The sequence below is a fragment of the Chitinophaga sp. RAB17 genome (genome assembly GCF_052114225.1).
Classification (GTDB): domain Bacteria; phylum Bacteroidota; class Bacteroidia; order Chitinophagales; family Chitinophagaceae; genus Chitinophaga.
This window is the reverse complement of record NZ_JBFREI010000015.1, coordinates 118,181-137,764: the sequence shown is the minus strand read 5'-3', so window position 1 is coordinate 137,764 and position 19,584 is coordinate 118,181. Positions and strand designations below refer to the sequence as shown.

The 19,584-nt window shown below is 43.2% G+C and carries 20 protein-coding genes; 5 read left to right on the top strand and 15 right to left on the bottom strand.

The features are described 5' to 3' along the window. Positions 1 to 1,764, top strand: coding sequence for a RagB/SusD family nutrient uptake outer membrane protein (locus AB4Z08_RS32115; RefSeq protein WP_441577878.1), 1,764 nt, complete (start codon positions 1 to 3; stop codon positions 1,762 to 1,764). A gap of 87 nt (positions 1,765 to 1,851) precedes the next feature. Here the strand turns inward: AB4Z08_RS32115 and AB4Z08_RS32110 are convergent, their stop codons facing one another. The 5 genes from AB4Z08_RS32110 to AB4Z08_RS32090 form a co-directional block, all read right to left on the bottom strand. Next, complete coding sequence (locus AB4Z08_RS32110) at positions 1,852 to 2,358, bottom strand: hypothetical protein (protein ID WP_441577877.1); 507 nt, start codon at positions 2,356 to 2,358, stop codon at positions 1,852 to 1,854. Positions 2,359 to 2,385: 27 nt separating this feature from the next. Then, the gene (locus AB4Z08_RS32105; RefSeq protein WP_441577876.1) at positions 2,386 to 2,973 is read right to left on the bottom strand and encodes a DUF1963 domain-containing protein; all 588 of its coding nucleotides are present in this window, start codon (positions 2,971 to 2,973) and stop codon (positions 2,386 to 2,388) included. A gap of 83 nt (positions 2,974 to 3,056) precedes the next feature. Beyond that, positions 3,057 to 3,467 (bottom strand): SRPBCC domain-containing protein, encoded by a 411-nt coding sequence (locus AB4Z08_RS32100; protein WP_441577875.1) that lies wholly within the window; start codon positions 3,465 to 3,467, stop codon positions 3,057 to 3,059. 121 nt (positions 3,468 to 3,588) lie between these two features. Beyond that, positions 3,589 to 4,986 carry a family 43 glycosylhydrolase gene (locus AB4Z08_RS32095; protein ID WP_441577874.1) on the bottom strand — a complete coding sequence of 466 codons (1,398 nt, stop codon included), beginning with the start codon at positions 4,984 to 4,986 and terminating at the stop codon, positions 3,589 to 3,591. A 241-nt stretch (positions 4,987 to 5,227) separates the two neighbouring features. After that, on the bottom strand, positions 5,228 to 5,809 hold the full coding sequence (locus tag AB4Z08_RS32090) for a methyltransferase family protein (RefSeq protein ID WP_441577873.1): 582 nt from the start codon (positions 5,807 to 5,809) through the stop codon (positions 5,228 to 5,230). Positions 5,810 to 5,832: 23 nt separating this feature from the next. On the opposite strand from AB4Z08_RS32090, the gene AB4Z08_RS32085 reads away from it, so the two are divergent. The 3 genes from AB4Z08_RS32085 (at position 5,833) to AB4Z08_RS32075 (ending at position 7,646) form a co-directional block, all read left to right on the top strand. Then, complete coding sequence (locus AB4Z08_RS32085) at positions 5,833 to 6,369, top strand: adenylate/guanylate cyclase domain-containing protein (protein ID WP_441577872.1); 537 nt, start codon at positions 5,833 to 5,835, stop codon at positions 6,367 to 6,369. A 29-nt stretch (positions 6,370 to 6,398) separates the two neighbouring features. Beyond that, positions 6,399 to 6,977 (top strand): Crp/Fnr family transcriptional regulator, encoded by a 579-nt coding sequence (locus tag AB4Z08_RS32080; RefSeq protein ID WP_441577871.1) that lies wholly within the window; start codon positions 6,399 to 6,401, stop codon positions 6,975 to 6,977. A gap of 129 nt (positions 6,978 to 7,106) precedes the next feature. Next, the gene (locus tag AB4Z08_RS32075) at positions 7,107 to 7,646 is read left to right on the top strand and encodes a hypothetical protein (RefSeq protein ID WP_441577870.1); all 540 of its coding nucleotides are present in this window, start codon (positions 7,107 to 7,109) and stop codon (positions 7,644 to 7,646) included. A 92-nt stretch (positions 7,647 to 7,738) separates the two neighbouring features. On the opposite strand, the gene AB4Z08_RS32070 is transcribed toward AB4Z08_RS32075, so the two are convergent. Then, positions 7,739 to 8,350, bottom strand: coding sequence for a DUF2306 domain-containing protein (locus AB4Z08_RS32070; protein WP_441577869.1), 612 nt, complete (start codon positions 8,348 to 8,350; stop codon positions 7,739 to 7,741). Positions 8,351 to 8,466: 116 nt separating this feature from the next. Beyond that, positions 8,467 to 9,630: a helix-turn-helix domain-containing protein gene (locus AB4Z08_RS32065; protein ID WP_441577868.1), complete on the bottom strand. Its 1,164-nt coding sequence runs from the start codon at positions 9,628 to 9,630 to the stop codon at positions 8,467 to 8,469. A 373-nt stretch (positions 9,631 to 10,003) separates the two neighbouring features. Here AB4Z08_RS32065 and AB4Z08_RS32060 point away from each other — a divergent pair, with 373 nt between their 5' ends. Next, complete coding sequence (locus tag AB4Z08_RS32060; RefSeq protein WP_441577867.1) at positions 10,004 to 10,711, top strand: thioesterase II family protein; 708 nt, start codon at positions 10,004 to 10,006, stop codon at positions 10,709 to 10,711. 85 nt (positions 10,712 to 10,796) lie between these two features. Here the strand turns inward: AB4Z08_RS32060 and AB4Z08_RS32055 are convergent, their stop codons facing one another. The 8 genes from AB4Z08_RS32055 to AB4Z08_RS32020 all read right to left on the bottom strand — a co-directional run bounded on the left by AB4Z08_RS32055 (position 10,797) and on the right by AB4Z08_RS32020 (position 19,559). After that, complete coding sequence (locus tag AB4Z08_RS32055) at positions 10,797 to 11,489, bottom strand: response regulator (protein WP_441577866.1); 693 nt, start codon at positions 11,487 to 11,489, stop codon at positions 10,797 to 10,799. Between the two features lie 144 nt (positions 11,490 to 11,633). After that, the gene (locus AB4Z08_RS32050; RefSeq protein ID WP_441577865.1) at positions 11,634 to 12,851 is read right to left on the bottom strand and encodes a glycosyltransferase; all 1,218 of its coding nucleotides are present in this window, start codon (positions 12,849 to 12,851) and stop codon (positions 11,634 to 11,636) included. A 22-nt stretch (positions 12,852 to 12,873) separates the two neighbouring features. After that, on the bottom strand, positions 12,874 to 13,680 hold the full coding sequence (locus tag AB4Z08_RS32045; protein ID WP_441577864.1) for a glycosyltransferase family 2 protein: 807 nt from the start codon (positions 13,678 to 13,680) through the stop codon (positions 12,874 to 12,876). Positions 13,681 to 13,700: 20 nt separating this feature from the next. Next, entirely contained in the window at positions 13,701 to 15,590 is a 1,890-nt protein-coding gene (locus tag AB4Z08_RS32040) for a lanthionine synthetase LanC family protein (RefSeq protein WP_441577863.1), read from the bottom strand. Between the two features lie 11 nt (positions 15,591 to 15,601). After that, complete coding sequence (locus AB4Z08_RS32035; RefSeq protein WP_441577862.1) at positions 15,602 to 16,498, bottom strand: DUF6734 family protein; 897 nt, start codon at positions 16,496 to 16,498, stop codon at positions 15,602 to 15,604. Next, complete coding sequence (locus AB4Z08_RS32030) at positions 16,470 to 17,297, bottom strand: aspartate/glutamate racemase family protein (protein WP_441577861.1); 828 nt, start codon at positions 17,295 to 17,297, stop codon at positions 16,470 to 16,472. Before AB4Z08_RS32030 ends, AB4Z08_RS32035 begins: the two co-directional genes overlap by 29 nt. 9 nt (positions 17,298 to 17,306) lie before the next feature. Then, positions 17,307 to 18,722 carry a condensation domain-containing protein gene (locus AB4Z08_RS32025; RefSeq protein ID WP_441577860.1) on the bottom strand — a complete coding sequence of 472 codons (1,416 nt, stop codon included), beginning with the start codon at positions 18,720 to 18,722 and terminating at the stop codon, positions 17,307 to 17,309. Positions 18,723 to 18,749: 27 nt separating this feature from the next. Further along, positions 18,750 to 19,559, bottom strand: a complete 810-nt coding sequence (locus tag AB4Z08_RS32020) for a PIG-L family deacetylase (RefSeq protein ID WP_441577859.1) — start codon at positions 19,557 to 19,559, stop codon at positions 18,750 to 18,752. Positions 19,560 to 19,584: the final 25 nt, after the last annotated feature.

Below are 19,584 nucleotides of genomic sequence, written 5' to 3'. Positions count from 1 at the left end.
ATGAGAATCAATTCATCAAGACTATATAAACTAACCTGCGCATCTCTCCTTGTGGGCCTGATGGGCTGTACCAACCTGCACGAACAGGTGATCGATGAGGTGCTCGGTTCCAACAATTCAAATCCTGAAAATGCAATAGCCGCAGCATATGGTCAATTGGGCGATGCAACGTTTGTAGATCATGGTAACGTGTTTGCATTACAGGAGTATTCAACAGATGAAGCGCTGCTCCCCACCCGTGGTAGTGACTGGGGTGATGGTGGTGTTTGGCGTGCCATCCATGAGTTTACCTGGGGGCCCGACAATTCCGTGGTTACCAACACATGGAATAACCTGAACAACGGTATCACCAAGTCACTGACAGCTATCAGCACCATCAACAGCAAACAGGATTTTACCAATAAAGCCCTGTTCCTGGCAGAAGCAAGGGGATTGCTGGCCTTCTACACCTATCATACACTGGACCTTTTCGGTCAGGCACCCTACCGCGATCCTAACGTGGTAAATGCACCTTTACAGGTAAGAAAAGCAGCAACTACCATCGATGACCTTATCAAAGAAGTAGAATCACTCATTCCTAACCTGGCCGAATTACGCCAACAGAATACACACAACGGCAGATTCACCAAACAAGCTGCATATGCATTGCTTGCGGATATGTACCTGAACCGTGCAGTGTTCAAGAACCGTACTGCTGCTACCTTTGATTTCAAAGAGAAAGCAGTGGACAACGATGGTTCAGATATGGACAAGGTGATCAAGTATACTTCCCTGCTGATTTCAAACAGCCAATTCCAGCTGGAAAGCAACTTCTTCAAGAATTTTGATATTGATAACAGCGGCAGACCGGAATTGATTTTTGTGGTAACGCAAGTACTCAATACACTGCGCAACAGCGACAACGATTTCGCCTACATGTGCATGGAAAGGAACCAGAAACCTTCTCCTGTTAACCGTGGCACCAACGCATCATGTATCACTCCTGAGTTTTACGCTACCTGGGATGGCAACCATAATGATCCCCGTTTTCAGCGGCACTACCAGTATGCCGATGGTACCTGGTTCATGAACGATGGTACAGACGTGAGCGTACCCGGCACTACCTTCGTGTTAAGCGCCAGAACACTGTCATGGTTCCATTTCAACCGTGGACTCCAGGTAGGCCAGCAATATGGTCCTAACCTGTTGCCTTCCGGTGATTTTGAACGCACTCCTGATGGACGTATCAAAGTGATAAAACTCAACTGTGAAAAAAACACTACGCTGCCAATGGACTTTACACCAGCGCTTAACTTCTCCAACCCGGCGCAGGCTGTTTTCACACAGGCAGAAATCAATCGTGGTGTACGTCCCTTCAAATTTGAATTCGATCCGGAAAAAGATAATGGTTCCAGCAACGTAGATATCCCGCTTTATCGTTTGGGAGGTATGTATTGCATGCGCGCTGAAGCTTATTTCCGTAACGGTCAGACAGGTCTTGCGCTGGCAGATGTCAACAAGTTACGTACAAGCAGAACACGTGAGGCACTCTATAACAATGCCCCCGGTGTTGCTCTTACTGCCCTGACGGAGCAAACGCTTTACAATGAAACAGGGTACGAGATGTATTGGGAAATGTACAGAAGAAAGGCTGCCATCCGGTTTGGCAAATTCGATGCCGCTGGTACAGCTAAGGCTGCCTCACAACCTTTCCGCCGGATCTTCCCGATTCCACAGTCTACGTTGGACGCTTCAAAGGCATTTACTCAAAACCCTAACTATTAAGCGTATCTGAAATAAACAGCACATTAATAAAAAATACGCCGTCTCCGAAATGAGACGGCGTATTTTCGTTTCAGAAAGATGTGCCTTTTATACTATTAATTTATAATAGTTTGATTGAAATTTTTGATCTAACGCATCTATATAATATGCGCTGAACACTGAGAAAGATTCGGCTATCAATATAGCTTCTTCATATTCAGGTTCACGACCATAGTAAATCTTACCTGCATTCTCTTCGCCTATTCCAATAGCAACATACTGATATCCGTTTTTTACAGACATTAAGAAAGGAAGATGCGATTCCCAAAATTTCTTAATAGCATCCATGCTATCCCTCTCTGCACTTTGCAGGCTTTGTTCCTCAAATTCATTCCAGGGAAATGCCGAATCAGTTTTGTTGTCATAATCTCTGTAAGATAAAAACCAGGTATTATCTTCTTTATTTGCGCAGATATCAAAGCTGGTAATGAAGTTTTTAAAGTCTTCCGATGTATTATTTACCCTTTCGTTTATCACACGCTTAAGATCTTCAGTATTTAGTTGAATATCCCACCCCTGCTTGCTCAATGATTCAATAAAAGTCAGGTTTTCCATAATAATCAGCTTTTATCTTCTTTATGATTATGAATATTGTAAAGTAACTAATCCTTTATTGTCCGATGGATGGTAGAAAACGTAGAACATTCCACCCATAAATATATGTTTGTGGGTGGGAATAATTTTTCCAAAATATAATCCGGAAATCTGCAGTACAAAATCGTAGCCTGTGTAATCGAATCTATCCTGGAGCCAGTTGGGATTACCTCCAATTTTATCATCCAGATCTTCAGAAAATTCATCTTCATCCGTTTCAACATCCTCATTTAAGACCAGCTTTTTTACTTCAGCAATAGGATCATTAAACTCCTGTCTCGGTTCCTTTGCGAAATGAGCAATCACACATCCGGTTTCCCGTCCTCTGGCCATGTCAATGGCACATTCTATATTATCTCTTTCATAAGGACAAAATATGGACAGCACCTGGTCTTCAGGAATTACAATATCACATTGTGCTTTCAATAATTGGGAAGACAGGGACGCTAAAAAAAGCATCTTCCTGCCGTGACGATCTATCGGCCATTTTATAGCTTCCGGTAATAAAGCACTACCGCCAATTTTACTATGCTCCTGGTCCTCCGCATCGCCCTCATATTCGATATAACTTGCCATCTGCTTCAATTTAGGTTAACGCCTTTTTTATTTACACTAAAACGAATATAATTAATAAACCATGACCACCGGGCAACTCAATTCTATAATTTCTCTGCTACATATTTTACCAGTTGAAGTGTTGCATCCCAACCTTCATTCGCTTCTTTTAACTGGTAATCTGTCATTTCATAATTGACTTCCTCTATTGCTGAAATGATTGTTCCCGAACCATTTTTCAAAAATTCATACGTTATGACTGAAAGTAATTTATTCTTATCCTTGAGGTCAACCAGACTATGCTTCAATAATTTTTCCGGTTCCAACGCAAGAATTGTTCCGTTCGTATAAAGCGTGCTGCCTTTTCCTTTCCATCCAAATAAGCTACCAACTTTCCATTCAGAAACATATTCACCGCCCATTTGTCTTGTTACTGCAGGTTCTGTAAAAACACGCCAGACATTTTTTGTTGACGCGTTGATGTTAATCTCCTTTTTAATAACTGGCTTGTCCATAACTGTTACCTGTTTTTTTTGTTTTAAACTGATCTGGAGCAAAATCATTTAAAGTTAGGAGATAAATAAGAACGGCCGCTATTACAGCAGCCGTTTTTATTTATTTTGTATTCCCGATTTCTCACTGATCGACATCAAACTTCTCCGAGCTTCCTGCTGTTGTGTGGTTACAGGTCATTGCGGCTGTCCCTCCTTCACTGGAAATGAACTTACCGTTACTCCCTTTGAAAGAAACTGTTCCATCCGCATTACTGATCCATTCAAACTGTTCCCATGGACCAATAGCAGCACGGTTACAGTTAATTGGCTGTGTACCGTTCTCGCTGCTCACATATTTACCCTGGTATTGCAGGGCTATTTTTCCACCTCCGGCATCGGCCACTATGAACTTCTCCCAGGGTCCTGCAGCATCCCGGTTACAGTTCATCGGTTGCGTGCCGTTCTCGCTGCATACAAATTTTTTGTTGGAGCCTCTGATCGTGATCGTCAGACCAATGGGGACACCGCCGGGATTGCCTGGATTATTATTTACGGGCGTCTGGATCACTTTCCGGATAGTGCCATCGCCGTTATAGAACAGCTTATCCGCGCAGATGGACCGTAACCAGTCGTTATGGGAAAGGGCACTGTTGAGATAAAAAGCATACCACTGGCCTTTGTATTCCACAATAGAGCCGTGGTTGGTATAGCTATCGGTGGGATCCATGTAAATACCTTTATAGGTCCAGGGCCCCAGGGGGGTGCTGCTGGTGGCGTATCTCAGCCGGTTATGTTTACCGTTCAGGTCATGGTTATCGGCATAGGATAAATAATAAATGCCGTTTCTTTTGTGTACCCAGCTGGCTTCATGGAAATCTTCCAGCCCGGCCATAGGCTGCATGGAGCCATCTATTTCCATCATATTACTTTTGAGCTTTCCTCCTTTACAGGTGCCGCCGCCGCCGTAATACAGGTAGGCCTGCCCGTTGTCGTCCACAAACACGCAGGGGTCTATGAACGATTCAAGATTGGGGATATACCCCTGTACCGTAAAGCCGCCGGCCGGGCTGGTACTGGTAGCCACCCCTATTTTCCAGGTATTGTTCCAGTCCGTTCCGCTGGGGTGGGGAAAATAAAAATAATAGGTTCCGTTCTTATAGGCGCAGTCGGGCGCCCACATAAAGCCTCCTTCCGATCTTCCCCATGGCACCTGGTTGGCCCTCAGGATTTCCCCATGATCTGTCCAGTGGATCATATCATCTGTGGAATACACATGATACTGGTCCATCAGGTCAGCTCCCCGGGGTGGAGCAATGTCATGCGATGGATATACGTATAAGCGGCCATCCGCCCATACATGGGCCGACGGATCTGCTGTGTATATCGAAGTGATAAACGGATTTCTCATGCTATCCGCAGCGGCTGCAACAGCCATCTCGTTAGCATTGATTTTGTCATACCTGGAAGGAGTGTGTTTTTTAGTGCAGCTGCCTGCAAAAATGAGCAGGAGTGCAAACACGGGTTTGCATAGGATTCTCATGTGGAAGTGAGTTTAATGACGTGGAAATTTTAGCTTTTTATCAAAGAAAAATTAATCATTCTGACTGCATTATTGCTGCACTTTCACCTGCAGGCATTTGTCAGATAAACATCCTTTAAAACTACCGTTGCCCGGCTGGAACGGCACGGGGAAATGCCCTCACACATGTTAAGAGTACCTATTAGCACACCGGGGTGCAGCGGATGACATATTTTGAACAGCCGTGAGTCGGTCGAACGTTTTACCAGATGAAAGGTATCAGTTTGCGGGTTTGTTGCTGATATATCTCATAGGTCCCAGGGAAAACATCCCTTAGTAATACTTCCTCATCATTTATTTTCAGGCACAACGCCAACGTATATATGCAAGTAACTATTATAGCTGCCAGCCCCCCTGTTACCAGGCACGTGCCCGCCAACGCCGTAAGAAAGCCCGAATAAATAGGATGTCTGACCAGGCGATATGGCCCCTCTACAATTAACTCATGCCCTTGTTTGGCCGTAACACCCCCACTCCAGTTCCGGCCCAGTATAGTGCGTGACCAGATGCACACGCCAACACCAGCCATACATATCAGGGCACCTATTCCCTGCAACAGGTAATGGGCGGGAATAATACGGCCCGCAAAACCACCATGTACAAATAAGGGGAGATAGAGTAAGGTAAAGATGAGCACATACCCAAGTGTGCCCAGGTAACGCTGCCGTGCGGTTCGTCCCTGGATATTTTTTAAGGTTTTATTACGGAGCAGCAACCAGTAGCTACAAAACAATACCCAGCAACATACAGTTACCCAGGTGAATATGGTTATATTTTCAGTCATAACAGGGGATCATAAATGGTCATATGAAAATACGGGATATTCCTATAAATGATCTGTTCATTTCATTCAATCCTGAAATAGTACCGGTTCATCCGGCAATAGAAAACCGTATATTAGGCCAATATAAATATGCTATGCTATCTCCTAAAATCAAAAGAAACATATCCCGGCTCATTCCTTTCGGCGTGATATGGCTGATCTTTGGTATAGTCTATTCTCAGCTCGAAAGGGGTTTGCTGGGCGGGTTACAATATTATCCCGGGTATAAGAAGGAATTCGGGTTATTACCTGTGTTCAAAGCAGGATTTCACCTGGGGAAAGTGACTACAGGAGGAATAGGGGTTATAAAAAAGGAAATTATCTTTACAGGCGATGTACTCAATACCACTGCCCGGATACAGGGACTTTGCAATACTTACGAGGTGGATATACTTATTTCGGATAAGCTGATAAAAAAACTCAACCTCCCTACTGAATTTCAGATTAAATCATTAGGTAAAAATGAGTTAAGAGGAAGAGATGAAAAGGTCGAACTATTTACAATCGGCGGGGCTAACTAAATATAATTTCAAACGTTATAATGATACTAATGGCATCCTTTCTTATCGATACCCTTCAACAATTGGTACCCATCAGTAAAGAAGATAAAGTCATTTATAAAGACCTCTTCCAGGTAAAGCATTACAAAAAAGGTGACTTCTTTCTACAGGAAGGACAGGTATGTAAATATATGGGCTTAATTGAATCCGGCTTAATGCGCCATTATATCAACCAGGATGGCAAGGAAAGGACTTTTTCGTTTGTGAACGAAAAAAGATTTCTGTGTAACTATGAAAGCTTTAAAACGCAGGCTCCTTCCTCGAGAATAATACAGGCATTGGAAGACACCGTTATACACGTTGCCACCTTTGAAAACTTTGAATACTTCTATGAGCACACAAAATCCGGCGACAAAATCGGACGATTGGTACTGGGAATGGTGCTTATAAAGCTTGAAAAAGAACTGACTTCTTTCTATACAGATACGCCCGAGCAACGATACCAAAAATTTATCGAGGAATACCCCGACCTGCAGCAACGCATCTCTCAATACCATATTGCCTCATTTGTAGGTGTAAAACCTCCTTCTCTTAGCCGCATCCGCAAAAGAATTATTGAAAGCAGATAATTTCTTCACCGAGGTGAATGGAATTTTATTTTTCTCTTCTGAACTTTGCATTCATAAAATGACGCTATAGCGGATACGCTACATGACCTTCCCATGGGGGCGAAATAGATATTATTAAAGCAATCAGGTATGACAGTAGAGCAGGCACTTCAGAATTTTTACAAACAACACAACTATGGCGCAGAAGGCGGAATAAATGAGAAATATGCCTGGATAAAATTTGGCTTTTTCTCAATCCCGGTACTCAATATTGAAAGCAGGCGTAAAAATGTTTATTTACACGATATAAACCATATCATTACCGGTTACGATACCACCTGGAAAGGCGAAAGTGCCATCTCTGCCTGGGAAATTGCTTCTGGTGGCTGGAAGAATATCTATGTTATCTGGATCATGGCATTATGGGCCATAGGCCTGGGCGTACTATTTTATCCAGGGAGTACCTTAAAGGCCTTTAAACAGGGACTAACGATGAAAAACGCAGTGACCTGTGGTTTAACAAAAACTGAAATGTACCAGCTACCTGTCGCCGATTTACGGAATATATGGAGCAACAGGGCTGGTAACAATAACAATCCATTCGTTTGGATGGCAATTAGTCTTTGTGTGTTTGCGCTACCTTTCGTCATTGGGACATTATCTATCTGGATAATTATAACATTATTCTGAATCAAAACAGGAAAGGCGCTATTGGTTAGGAGATCCGCGCAGGCGATGATCGTGAAAGTGCTTGAAGCGGTATCAAACAATATGACCCAAAGTTATTCAGGAGTTGCCTGGGCTGATTTCCGGATCAGAAAATAAGCCACGGCCAAATTAGGTATCCAGCACCACCAGGCGACAACCATATAAGCAAAGTTACCGAACATGACATGCAGAAAAGGCATCCAGGCTCGTAATGTAACCGCTGCAAAGCAGCAGGCATAACTATAGATCATCATATTTCTATGCTGTACCACTTGCCTGTTCCTAATGCGGATGTATGCCATCAAAGTGGTATAAAACCAAATAACGCTTAAACTCATAAAACCCAAAGCTACCGGCAGACCTCCCGTTGCATAAAAAGCAATATTAAACCCCGCAAGTGAGCTTAATAAAACGGCTATTACATATAACTTACCGATTCCCCTGTGGAGCGTTATATTTTTGCTTCTGATTCCAGGGCTAAATTGTATCCAGCCGATCAGTATAGCAAACCCGCCGAAGATGATGTGAACGTATAGGCTCAGGTACCAAAAGGGATTAAGAAAAAGCTCATCGGGTTTGACTTTCAATATACCCTGCTTCTCGCCAGCCGAAAAGAACAGAATTGGATAAAGACCCATAATTACCGACAATGCGGCCAATAGTATCCATAATAACTTTTTTACCATCTTGTTTTTTGGTAGCAAAGGAAGCGGCTATTCTTCTTTGGGACGCTCCAAAAGGTAAGATGGTCTCTCTGTATTCCACTTTTGGACGTTCCAAATGGTAGGTTGGTCCTTTTCATTTACATCTGATGGCCCAATTGTATTTTCTCCTGTTGGCAGAATTCTTTGGGGGACAGGCCCGTCGCCTTTTTGAAATTCCGGTTGAAAGAGGTCTTTGAATTAAACCCCACCTCGAAAGCAAGGGAAAGGAGTGTAAATTTGCTGTTTTCGGGCAATACAGCTATTCTCTGAAATGCTTTTACGCGGAAATCATTGATATAATCGTAAAAATTCCTTTGCTCCATGGAGTTAATTACCTGGGACAGGGCATTACTATGAACACCCAACCTTTCTGCCAGTCCATCCAGATTTAGTTCGGGGTCTTTAAAGAGTTCTTCTGTCTGCATTAACAGCGTTAATTCCTTATGAACTTTTGACATCAATTCAGGTCCGACCCCTGTTTTCATGTATTTGGTTTTTTCACTACCAATGGCTACGCTGCCAAGATCAGGATCATTATCTTCCTTTTCCGAATCACTGAGCTTTATACTATCAGTACCTGCCAATTGACTATTCACCATTCGATTGGTAAATATGCCCACTTGTTTTATTCCAAAATATCCAATAAACAGAATGAAAAAATCAACCAGCATGAAAGTAGAAATATCATTCCCGAATATAACGGATAACCATATAGCCCCCATTCCAATGGTGAGGTAAACCAGCCAGTTCAGATTGATTTTCTCTGTATAAGAAAATTGCTTTGAGATATTTATGCTGTGTTTTTTTAATAAAATCAGCGATAAGGCTACGTAAATAATACCAGAAGGTATGATGGGAAGGCGTATAATTGAAATAAGTTTTTCGTATCCAATCCCATGATGTTGATAAATATTGATTTTATGGGCAAAAGTCTGGAGAAAAAATCCTGACAATAAGAGGTAGGCTATCGTTGCAGGAATAAAATGGATAAACCAATGGAGCCTTTTATTTCCTTGATTGACTAAAGTAGCAATATACAAATACAGAAAAGGACCATGAATAAGTGGTAATGGAATTTCAAGGCCCAGAAAATACGGGAGTTCAACATACATTCCGGAAATCAGCAAATGATAGCATAATAAATGGAGACCAATCACGGCTAACCAGATTGCTAAAATAAAATCAGCGGTTGATTTACCCTTTTTTGTAAAAAGTAGCAAAGCAAGAAATATAGAGATGATTATTCCGGTTATATGAAACATCTTTTTTTGAATTTATGCAAACCCGCTTTCTATGCCATCGATTAAAAATAGCGCTTTTTGATTAAAGCCAGTTGGAAGCTACTCCAACGACCGAAGAAAAAGATCATCCAATACTTCCCGAAAAACTATTTTTTGACGAAGCCATTTGAGCCAAAAAGAAAAAGGGACAAATCTTTCTGAAAAGATTTGTCCCTTATGGTGATCTATTTTAAATTTGTAAATTACATATCCATCATCCACGGATATATAGAAATATTAACCTCATGGCTTCAAACAGAGATAACTTCATCCATCGCGCTTCTAATAACCTGGCAAAAAGGGCTGGCTATCACTGTTCCTGGCAAAGAGCCATTTCCACTGAACAAAAACTACAATGAAAACAAGCAAAGCACAGCTATTCCTATTGCATTTCGCTGGTGGAAACGTATATTCCTTCCGCTATCTGACGCCACTCCTGAAAGGGTTTGATGTTATTCCTGTAGAACTTCCGGGCAGAGGAAAAAGAATGGCATCCCCCCTATTGCACGATTTTGGATTAGCGGTGGAAGACACATACCAGCAGATCAGCACCATGAGGAATGGTGCCCCCTTTATCATATTTGGACATAGCCTGGGTGCTTACCTCGCACTGGCTGTTACGCAGCGCCTGGAAAAACAGCATCAACCTCCTGCGTTTCTTTTCACCAGCGGCAATGCAGGACCTGGTATCCGGGAAACGGACGACTGGCATCTGTTGGAAAATGATGATTTTATTGAAAAACTGACAGCGCTGGGTGGCATACCGGAGGAATTTCTCGCTGATAAAGACCTCATGAGTTATTATTTACCTATTCTCAGAGCGGATTTTGAACTGGCAGAAAAAAATACCATCGACCCTTTTGTTACAAATGTACCTATCTACGCCATGATGGGAAATCAGGAAGAAAATGCCGGCAAGATCACCAATTGGCAAAGGTTCACCAATGCGCCCTTTTACCACAGCCTCTTTGAAGGCGGGCATTTCTTCATTCACGATCACCCGGAAAAAATTGCCGGTATTATCAGTGCTTATTGCAATGACTTAACTTCTGCTGCCACATAAATGTTATCCTGAAGAATTTGTGTGGAGCACAGGAAAGCATTCGCATTAAATGCGCCTCAATATCTTTGTCCGGCAACAGGTGATATTAGTAACTGTTGTCCGTCATTTTTCCATTAATTGAATTAATAGATATTATTTTTTTGCCGATGGCATATTTCAGCAATCCTACCGTTGATTTGATGTCCAGTTTCTCCTTCATATCCTGCCTGATTTTTTCTATTGATCGAATGCTGAGGAAAACCTCATTGGCAATTTCCCTGTTACTTTTTTCCTCCCACAACAACTGGAGTACTCTTTTTTCTCTTTCAGTGAGGGAGATTAAATCTGCGGCAGTATAAACCCGTTCATTGTTTTGCTTATTCCAATACAAAGCCTCCGTAAACAATCTGTTACGGTGAATCTTTCCTTCCGACAACGCCGTGATGGCCTGAAGTAATTCCGAAGGATCATCCATCTTTGAAACATAGCCATGAATGCCGATTTCCAGCAATTCGCTGATATGGGCCACATCCATAGATTTTGATAACACAAGTATCTTGACATTGGGATACTCAGTCCGGATGGCTTCCAGCAACTCAAGTGCATTGGGCTGATAAATGAATATATCTATCAACAAAATGTTAATATCAAAATCATTCAGCTTCTTAAAAAGGTCGACCGGTTCTGAAACGTGGAAAACAACATTGATCGTTTCATGCTCACCGAGATAGTTTTTTAAAATTTTACTCAACAACGTGCGTTCATCAACCAGGGCTAAATTGATGGCTTTTAGTGACATAGGACCTAGAATTATGCGGTTCAAACAAATCCGGTTAACACTTGTATAATCAATATACAAATTAAGATTTAAACTGCAAATATTTTTTACAGTTTTTGAAACCAACACATTCCTGATAACCTGCCTGCCGCATCTCCATTTGAATCACCGGTCTTTGATCGACTCTGCACGAGGGGTTTCTTCCATATTTATATTAGTGGGTATTTCATTTTTACTTTTATTTTGATTCACTGCTTTTTTCCCTAGCTTTCTGATGTTGCTGATAAACAGTATAAAAGCCCGGTTCCATGCAAAATAATCAATGTAAAATTTAATTACCGGATACAGCAGGACAGAAATTAATTTCTTTGCCCTGAACTCATGCGACTCCTCGGGCGCTTTCCATAATAAATTCAGGCACCAGCCAAGCTGTACTACATAAATGGAAACCAGCAACAACAGCAGGTAAATACCGCCGGCAATTCCGCAGACCAAAGCAATAACAGGAAACAGCAGCAGAAATACCAGCGAAAAGAAATCCACGATGGTGATCATACCGATGCGGCTGAATTTCCAGATCTCACCGAGATAATAGTTCCCTTCTTTATAGAATGTTTCCAGGTACCCTATGTTCCATCTGATTCTTTGCGTGATCAGCGCCCGGTCGGACAATGGAGGCCTTGTTAATGCCAGCACGGTATTGAGGTAAAAGGTTTTATAGCCCATCTTCAACCCAATCAAAGTGGCCTCTCTGTCTTCCCCACTACGGAGCCCGCTGTGTTGCCGGTAAATAGCCACCAGTGCATCGCGGCGATAACAACTGCCTGCTCCGGGCATCACCCGTATGCTTTGCTCTTTCTCATGATAACGGTAAATACTGCGATGCAACGAATATTCAAGCTGCTGGTAGAGAAAGATATTTCCCGATCCTTCAAAAGGAAGCATCCTGAAATAACATCCCATCAGCCCATCATCACTTCTGAAGTTGTCCAATACAGCAGGCAGTTTCTCCAGACCGTTAATATCAGTATCAAAGTCCGACAATACCACAAACTCATGAGAAATAGACAAGGTGGTCAGAAAAAGCGCACCTACCTTATTGGCATTCGGATATACAGATGCCAGATAGAAAGCACCAGGATTTACAGCCAGGAAAAGGTTCATTTTTTCAAGACTATCATTCGTTGATCCGTCATCAATCAGGATGATATCCAATTGTTCCCGGTGTTTGTCTGCAACCATTTTAAAATATTCCAGACGCTGCTCAAAATCTTTATCAGCACCCTCATTGTACTGAGGAATAAGCATGGCGATCCTTCGATCGGTAGCGGGTTCACTCGTCATCCATTCTAATTTGACGGCGCTATTATTTAAAGACTTCATAGAATAAATTATATAATGAATCTTAAGGTTTAGCCAATTGCGGGAAAGACGCCTGCTGCCATAACAGGGGCTTCCAGCCCCTGACGGTGATCAGATCCCGGAAAACCCCTTCCCTGATCGTAAAAAAACCGGGCTTCAGCCAGGACGAATGCTGATCCCTTCCATATTCTTTCTTCCTGTTGCCGGTACTTTCAGCACAATTTTGAGCAGGAACAATGGTGGGTATGTTCTGACGGATTTTCAGTGAGGCGCTTAAATGGATGTCTTCTCCAGAGTTGAATGTACTTGGCCACATCGCCCAGAAATCGCTTATCCAGCGGGAACGGATAAAGTAGCTGTTACAGGCGAAGTCAACAATGGTATCTTCCTCGCAGCAGTTCATTTCTTCTGCCCCATTCCCATCTCCTACAAAATATTTCTCCGGATCGGGATATTCTCCCTTCTCAGGCACAAAAATACCATTGGGGATAATCCTTCCACTGCAACCAATAACAGCATTCAACGCCGAACACTTCTGGTGGCTCAGTTCAAGCCATCGTTTACCAGGCACAATATCATCATCGATCAGCCACGTATATTCACTGGTTACATGGCTGGCAATACTGAAACGTCCGAAGTACTTTAAATTCTTATCAGACCTGATAAGAAATATGGCAGGAAACCTCTCCCTGAAGCGATTTACCAACTGAATGATATCAATATGATCTTCATAATGAATGATCCATATTTCAGATGGAAGTGCCGTCTGCAATAATATTGCATCCAGTTGTTCCTCCAGGTAAAGCCTTTTCCAAACAGTGATGATAACAGTTACCGGTAAGCTCTTCATAAGATTATTTAAAAAATAATTCAGGAGGCAGCAGGGGATTCTTCCAACAGCCCAATCGCGAGCAGCCATTGCATGGCTTCAAGAAACCGTTCTTTCAGTACTTCTTTGACCGCATCCAGGTTTTCCACCTCCAATCCGGCAATAAGCATGTTGATATTTTCCTCGTCCTGCTGCTCTACAAAAGATATGATCATTGCAGCCACGTCATTTACTGTGGCAGGCGTAATGAATTGATCAACATAGAGTCTTCGTATATCCAATCGTTGAATCTGCACCTGGTTAAAGTTGTCGATACGCATGAAGTACGACAATGAGCCGTATTCGGTCAGCAGCTCCTGCAACACGGCAGCCGACACCTTTTCTGTCAGATCAATCACCGGCTCCCTTTTGAGGATAAAAAACCTGTCAGACACCACCAGTCTAAGCGACAGCAATTTGCTGCGGGAAATCTGAAATACTTTATCCACCCGCTGCCCATACAGGATATCATCGTCTACAGGACGCCCCTGCAATTCTTTAAGTCTGTTACCTGCCCTTTCCCGCTCCAGCATTTCCTGCAAAAGCTCCCAGTTATCAGTATCCGGGCGGGCCTTTTTCAAGGTTGCTACAAAGTCCTGTAACTGCGATGGATAAAGTGGTGGCTCCTGTAGTAAAAAAGTATCCGTTTCCGGTTGAAAATGTTTTTTCAGCAAATTCAACGTTTCTTTATAATTCTTCTGTACCAGCATCCGGTTTACGGTTGGCTGATCAATCTGAACATTGGCATGCATCAGAGAGCCACCGGATAATGGCGAATCTTCCCGGATATGAACACGCGGCAGCATCAGTGATGGAGACGCACTTTTGTCTGCCATCTTTAGCAAAGCATAGCCAATGCCGGCAATCCCGGTAAAAAAGCGCTTGTCGGTTACACCGCTTACCATCTGTGTTAACTTCTCTTCCAGCGTGGCAGCTATTCTTTTTGCAGCTTGCAGCCAATCGGGATTACCGGAGATGTTATATGCCTCCCGGAATCCCAACGCATGGCCGGCCAGTCCATAATACAAATTGCCGGGAATATCTTCTGATAATAGCAATTCCGGCAATGCCGCGACCTTATGTTCTTCCGCTGCCACCGGTACGATATTCAATGCAGCGGCATGCATGTCAACGAGCATATCACCAATACTTCCGCGATTAGCCGATGCCACTATACCGGCTTTCCTGTTACGTTCCCTGCTTAAAACACCTTTCGCCAACGCCAGTAAAACATTATTGCCGCTATACCAGCCCAATTCGAGGCAACACAGGGCAATCGCCGAACGATCACTCATCCAGACCGTCTCCTGGTCATCTTCAAAAAAATCATATGGCCAGTACACCTCCGACTCGCCCATATTAGCTTTATTGATCAGATCCATTGTGCACTGCGTGATATGTGTCATCAGCCATTCCTCCCTTATTTCCGTATACAGATCGAGGTAAAACAATATCAGGCCCGACAATCCATTCACGATTCCCTTATTATCAAATATTTTCAGGTTGCCGGCATCTTTGTCCCAGTGTTTCTTCACTATTCCTGTACATTTATCCAGCCAGCTCTGCTCTTTTGTTATCCGGTACAGCTGAAGATATAAATAAGGCAGTCCTGAACGGCCATTTAACAGACTGTAGTTATTTGATTTATTGTGAAGCGTGTATAGTTCCAGCGCATGCAGATCACGGCTTACATCTGCCAGGATCTGCTGCTCGCCGGTATACCGGTATAGTTCGAGCGCAAAAAGATGCCATCCCAGGCTACCATAGCCTATGCTGTCGGGTTTTGTGGTATGTCCGGGCAAATCCGGATATATAATTTCTTTATCATCGGCAGAAAAGCGATTGTAGACATACAACAGTTTTTCTGCTATATCAGTATAAACAGATTCCATTTTACTTTTTTTTAGATTTCTGCATCAGCGATTAGCTTATTTATCTTATTATAATACGCAGGATAATTTTCCCATAACCTCCATTTCAGTGTGGCATAAGACAGCAAGTCTCTTTTATAAAAACTCACACAGTGAACGAGGCCTCTGTTTTGTTCCGCCATATGAAAGTATCCTATGTCGGGTGGCAGGCTAGGTGTTGCCGGAAGCAGATATCCAATATCCACCCCGCAGTGTTTGGCATAGGAATAGAAAATCACCTGTTCACAAACGACGCTGAAATTTCCGGCATTCTGTCTGATCATACTATCCAGGTCCTTTTTATTATTATCCAGAAAAGAAAATACTTCCCGGACATAATTCTGCATAAACGGGATATTATTACCCCCCAGAATACCAGCGTTGGCGGACGGTGAAAACCCCTGATCATACAAGGGCTGGAAATATTCAGGAACATGCGAAAAAGTATCACATACTGTCAGGAAAGATTCAGAATAGCCCTGCCCTTTTTCTTCAAGATTCTGCGCTACGAGGGCAGCGTTTACGATATCATCTTCAAACGGTTTCCAGATAAACACATCACTGTCCACATGTATAAATGGCTCCTGCTGCAAACCGTAGGCATATACTTTTCCCATTGTCCACATGCCGGCATCGAATCTGTTCAGTTCATCAAGGGCTACTGTTACCTTTGTATAGGGAAGATTCAGTTTGTCGATCAGTATTTCTTTACCCCATTCATCGGTTACCAGCTCCACACTATCATAATATTTCCGCAGTTGCAGGCAGCTAAGCGCCCAGCTGTAGTAATTCAGGCTGCGATGGAGCCAACCGCCATTAAACCGTGCATCTACCAACTGGGAGTTGGATTGCCGGGAAGGTTTAGACCAGAAACTTTGAACTATTTTCATTGAGATTAGATGTTGATTCAGGTATTTTATTTGCTGTTTTCTCCGCCGTTGCTTCCCGGATGAGCGCCAGGGCCAGGGATTTCGAGGAATCAATAACCGGTATATTCTCCAGCTCCTCTTCCTGCAGGATCAGGGAAAGCTCTGTACATCCAAGGACGATTGCATCAACTGCCTCCCTCCTGAAGAATTGCAACGCCTTTTTAAGTAATGCATTTACTTTCGGGCTGATCTTCACCGAATGGGCTTTAATGCCGAAATCGGGGTCATATATCATTCGGTGAATAACCGTATGCTGAAAGGCAGGATCAGGCATTATAGCTTCAAGGCCACATTTCTGCAGCAACTCCTGGTATACGCCTGACTTGTAGGTACCGTCTGTTGCCATCACCCCAATCCTTCGTGCACGCGGATAATGTTCTTCAATCCGCCTGCATACTTCGGAGATCATGTTTACAAGCTTGATGGGGCTGTTTGTTTTGTGCAATTCGTCAAGTATAACATCATAAATTCTTGAGCAGTGCGCGGTATTGCAGGCTATTCCTATTACGCCGGCGCCAGCCATTTCCAGCCGGTTGATGACCTTTGCTATATTGAAGGCGGGATTTACCGGTTCATGTCCTTCCAGGAAAGATGTTCTATCTACAATATGGGAAGGAAACGACATCAATATAGTTGACAGATGTTGCTGATCACTCAGCGCATTGGTATGATAAAGAACACGCTCAAATAAAGCCACACCGGCCTGGGGCCCCATCCCTCCTACTATTCCGATTACATTATTTTCTTTCATGTTTCCCATGGCAGATTTTTATAGAATTTCCCTGAGCAGATTACGAAGGCAGCCCTCTTGTTCCCACATGAATTTTTCCACGATGCCTGCAGGGATAATAGAATTGTCATACATCATTTTGAGCCGGCAGGCATCTGTATAAACATCAAGGAATACTGCCATCTCCTCGTAAACGGCCGATCCTTCTGTATCGTGGCTCACGATACCGGATCCTCCCCCGGGGCCAATTGCACGGAATGTTTCAGAAACGGTGAAGAAAACCGGTACTGCCCCGCCAAGAGGAATCGCGGATTCGTAGTCCAATATCTCGAAAGGGTATACACAATGTTTGGCCAGATGCGACAACTGCCTGTCTATATATTGCAACCAGGCAGCAGGGCTTTTATTCTCCTGTATATCAAAATAACAAACCCCACCGGCTGCCAGCCAGCCAATCACACTTTTAAATACGCCATCCGTTCGCCTGTAGGCAGGGATATCAAAAACAAATTTTTCCTGGCCACATAGCTTATGGAAGGCGAGAATAAAGCCTGCCAGGAAAACAGAATGAAGATTGCTGTTCCGATTGTTTTTGTATTCAAACACCTGTTTTATCGTTTCCCTGGAATAATCAAAACAGATAACACCTGCCTGATTAAAACTATATCTTCTGACCACGCTACCCAGAAAACGCCGATCGTAAAAAGGCAAGCTGAAGATCCTGCGTTTCACCTCCTGTACCTTTCTCAACTGCCGATCCTGATATGCTTTCCACGCATGCGCATCAATAAAACGGAACCGGGGAAATGCTTCCTTCAACTGCAGCGACCAATAATGCCGGTGAGCATCACCCAGGGAAGAGTTCAGCAGCTTCTGTTCAAATGCAACATAGGTTCTGTATTGGGGCTGTTCAGTATCCGGAAGTCCGCTTTCTCCGTACATCAGTTGCCCCCATATACGTACAGCATCCGCCTTGAATATCTGAACAGAAATGTTATCAAAAATCAGGTGATGAAATATAAAAACGATGTCAAATTTCTCCTCCGCTGTTTTGAATACGGCGATCCGTAACAACGGTCCGAATTCGAAATTGAAAGGCATATAAGACAGCAACAGCATCTTATTACCTGTAAACAATTCCCTTTCTGCAGGGCTGCTACCGGACAGATCGTAGTAGTTGAAGCCCACATGAAATTTTTCCGGATCATGTATTACCTGTTTCAGGCTACCACCGATCACCTGGAGAGTAGTCCTGAAAATTTCGTGGCGCAGTACCAACAGGTCTACGGTCTTCTGAAAAACATCACGATCAAAACTGTCCAGCGAAAAATCGACAATTATATTCAGCGGATAATGATCTTCTCTGATCTTATACAGCATCCATTCCCGTTTTTGTACAAAACCGGTTTCCAGTATCTCCGTTTTTATTCCTGTTTCCATAAGATGATTCAGCATTGCTTCAGATATTGAGGTATTGATATGCTACAGAATATCCCTGCAGATAATATTTTTTCTTGACCATATGCTGTACTGATGTGTTTCGCCGATAGTGGAATGGCCATGTAAATCCAGTACTGTCTGATGGTATACGCTGAACATACCTACTTTCCAGAACAGTTCTGCTCCGCCCAGATCCGGTGCCACGTGCTGAATATGATAGTGAACAAAAGCACGCTTTCCTGCAGTGGCATATATTTTCATCGACATCAGCAACAGCGCTGTATTCAGGTGATCGTTATGATCGTCCGGATTGATGCTATCATCATATTCCGGAAAATTCAGCACAATAGGAGTATCGCCTTTCATAAGCCCTGCCTGTAATTCCCTGTTAATGATATTGTCAAGCAGGCGGCCTATTTCAGCAAAACTGCTAAAGCAATTGAGTCTATCCACGGAATGAATTTGTCCGATACTATTCCCCCGCAATTTCGAGAGACTTTGAAAACCATACCGGGCAAAACCTTCACCATACGGACCGCCATCGGGTAGTCGCAGAAAATAGATACTGCAATGAGCCGCCTGTGTCCGGAAAATCTTCTTTTTGTTCACCATTATATATCCGCTGAGCGGCTGCTTTCCAACGTCATGGCTTATTCTGAATTTCAGTGAATTGACAGCCCCGGCTTCGCGGGCACGCCAGTATTTTCTTTCATCTCCTGCATCGCCGGCAGTTGTATGTATAATTAACGTCCTGCACCCGGGATCGTTGATATCAGTGCTGATAAGGGGGTCCATAAACAATTGCCAGTCGTCCTGATGAGCAACGACATACACAGCCATCCTGTTGTACATGGTGGAATGATTAACAAAAAAAATA

Coding starts and splice junctions, on each gene's coding strand:
- AB4Z08_RS32020 (WP_441577859.1), bottom strand. CDS start 19,559: ATGTACAACAGGATGGCTGTGTATGTCGTTGCTCATCAGGACGACTGG.
- AB4Z08_RS32055 (WP_441577866.1), bottom strand. CDS start 11,489: ATGTCACTAAAAGCCATCAATTTAGCCCTGGTTGATGAACGCACGTTG.
- AB4Z08_RS32040 (WP_441577863.1), bottom strand. CDS start 15,590: ATGGAATCTGTTTATACTGATATAGCAGAAAAACTGTTGTATGTCTAC.
- AB4Z08_RS32025 (WP_441577860.1), bottom strand. CDS start 18,722: ATGCTGAATCATCTTATGGAAACAGGAATAAAAACGGAGATACTGGAA.
- AB4Z08_RS32095 (WP_441577874.1), bottom strand. CDS start 4,986: ATGAGAATCCTATGCAAACCCGTGTTTGCACTCCTGCTCATTTTTGCA.
- AB4Z08_RS32085 (WP_441577872.1), top strand. CDS start 5,833: ATGAAAATACGGGATATTCCTATAAATGATCTGTTCATTTCATTCAAT.
- AB4Z08_RS32035 (WP_441577862.1), bottom strand. CDS start 16,498: ATGAAAATAGTTCAAAGTTTCTGGTCTAAACCTTCCCGGCAATCCAAC.
- AB4Z08_RS32070 (WP_441577869.1), bottom strand. CDS start 8,350: ATGGTAAAAAAGTTATTATGGATACTATTGGCCGCATTGTCGGTAATT.
- AB4Z08_RS32045 (WP_441577864.1), bottom strand. CDS start 13,680: ATGAAGAGCTTACCGGTAACTGTTATCATCACTGTTTGGAAAAGGCTT.
- AB4Z08_RS32060 (WP_441577867.1), top strand. CDS start 10,004: ATGAAAACAAGCAAAGCACAGCTATTCCTATTGCATTTCGCTGGTGGA.
- AB4Z08_RS32050 (WP_441577865.1), bottom strand. CDS start 12,851: ATGAAGTCTTTAAATAATAGCGCCGTCAAATTAGAATGGATGACGAGT.
- AB4Z08_RS32110 (WP_441577877.1), bottom strand. CDS start 2,358: ATGGAAAACCTGACTTTTATTGAATCATTGAGCAAGCAGGGGTGGGAT.
- AB4Z08_RS32105 (WP_441577876.1), bottom strand. CDS start 2,973: ATGGCAAGTTATATCGAATATGAGGGCGATGCGGAGGACCAGGAGCAT.
- AB4Z08_RS32075 (WP_441577870.1), top strand. CDS start 7,107: ATGACAGTAGAGCAGGCACTTCAGAATTTTTACAAACAACACAACTAT.
- AB4Z08_RS32065 (WP_441577868.1), bottom strand. CDS start 9,630: ATGTTTCATATAACCGGAATAATCATCTCTATATTTCTTGCTTTGCTA.
- AB4Z08_RS32080 (WP_441577871.1), top strand. CDS start 6,399: ATGGCATCCTTTCTTATCGATACCCTTCAACAATTGGTACCCATCAGT.
- AB4Z08_RS32090 (WP_441577873.1), bottom strand. CDS start 5,809: ATGACTGAAAATATAACCATATTCACCTGGGTAACTGTATGTTGCTGG.
- AB4Z08_RS32100 (WP_441577875.1), bottom strand. CDS start 3,467: ATGGACAAGCCAGTTATTAAAAAGGAGATTAACATCAACGCGTCAACA.
- AB4Z08_RS32115 (WP_441577878.1), top strand. CDS start 1: ATGAGAATCAATTCATCAAGACTATATAAACTAACCTGCGCATCTCTC.
- AB4Z08_RS32030 (WP_441577861.1), bottom strand. CDS start 17,297: ATGGGAAACATGAAAGAAAATAATGTAATCGGAATAGTAGGAGGGATG.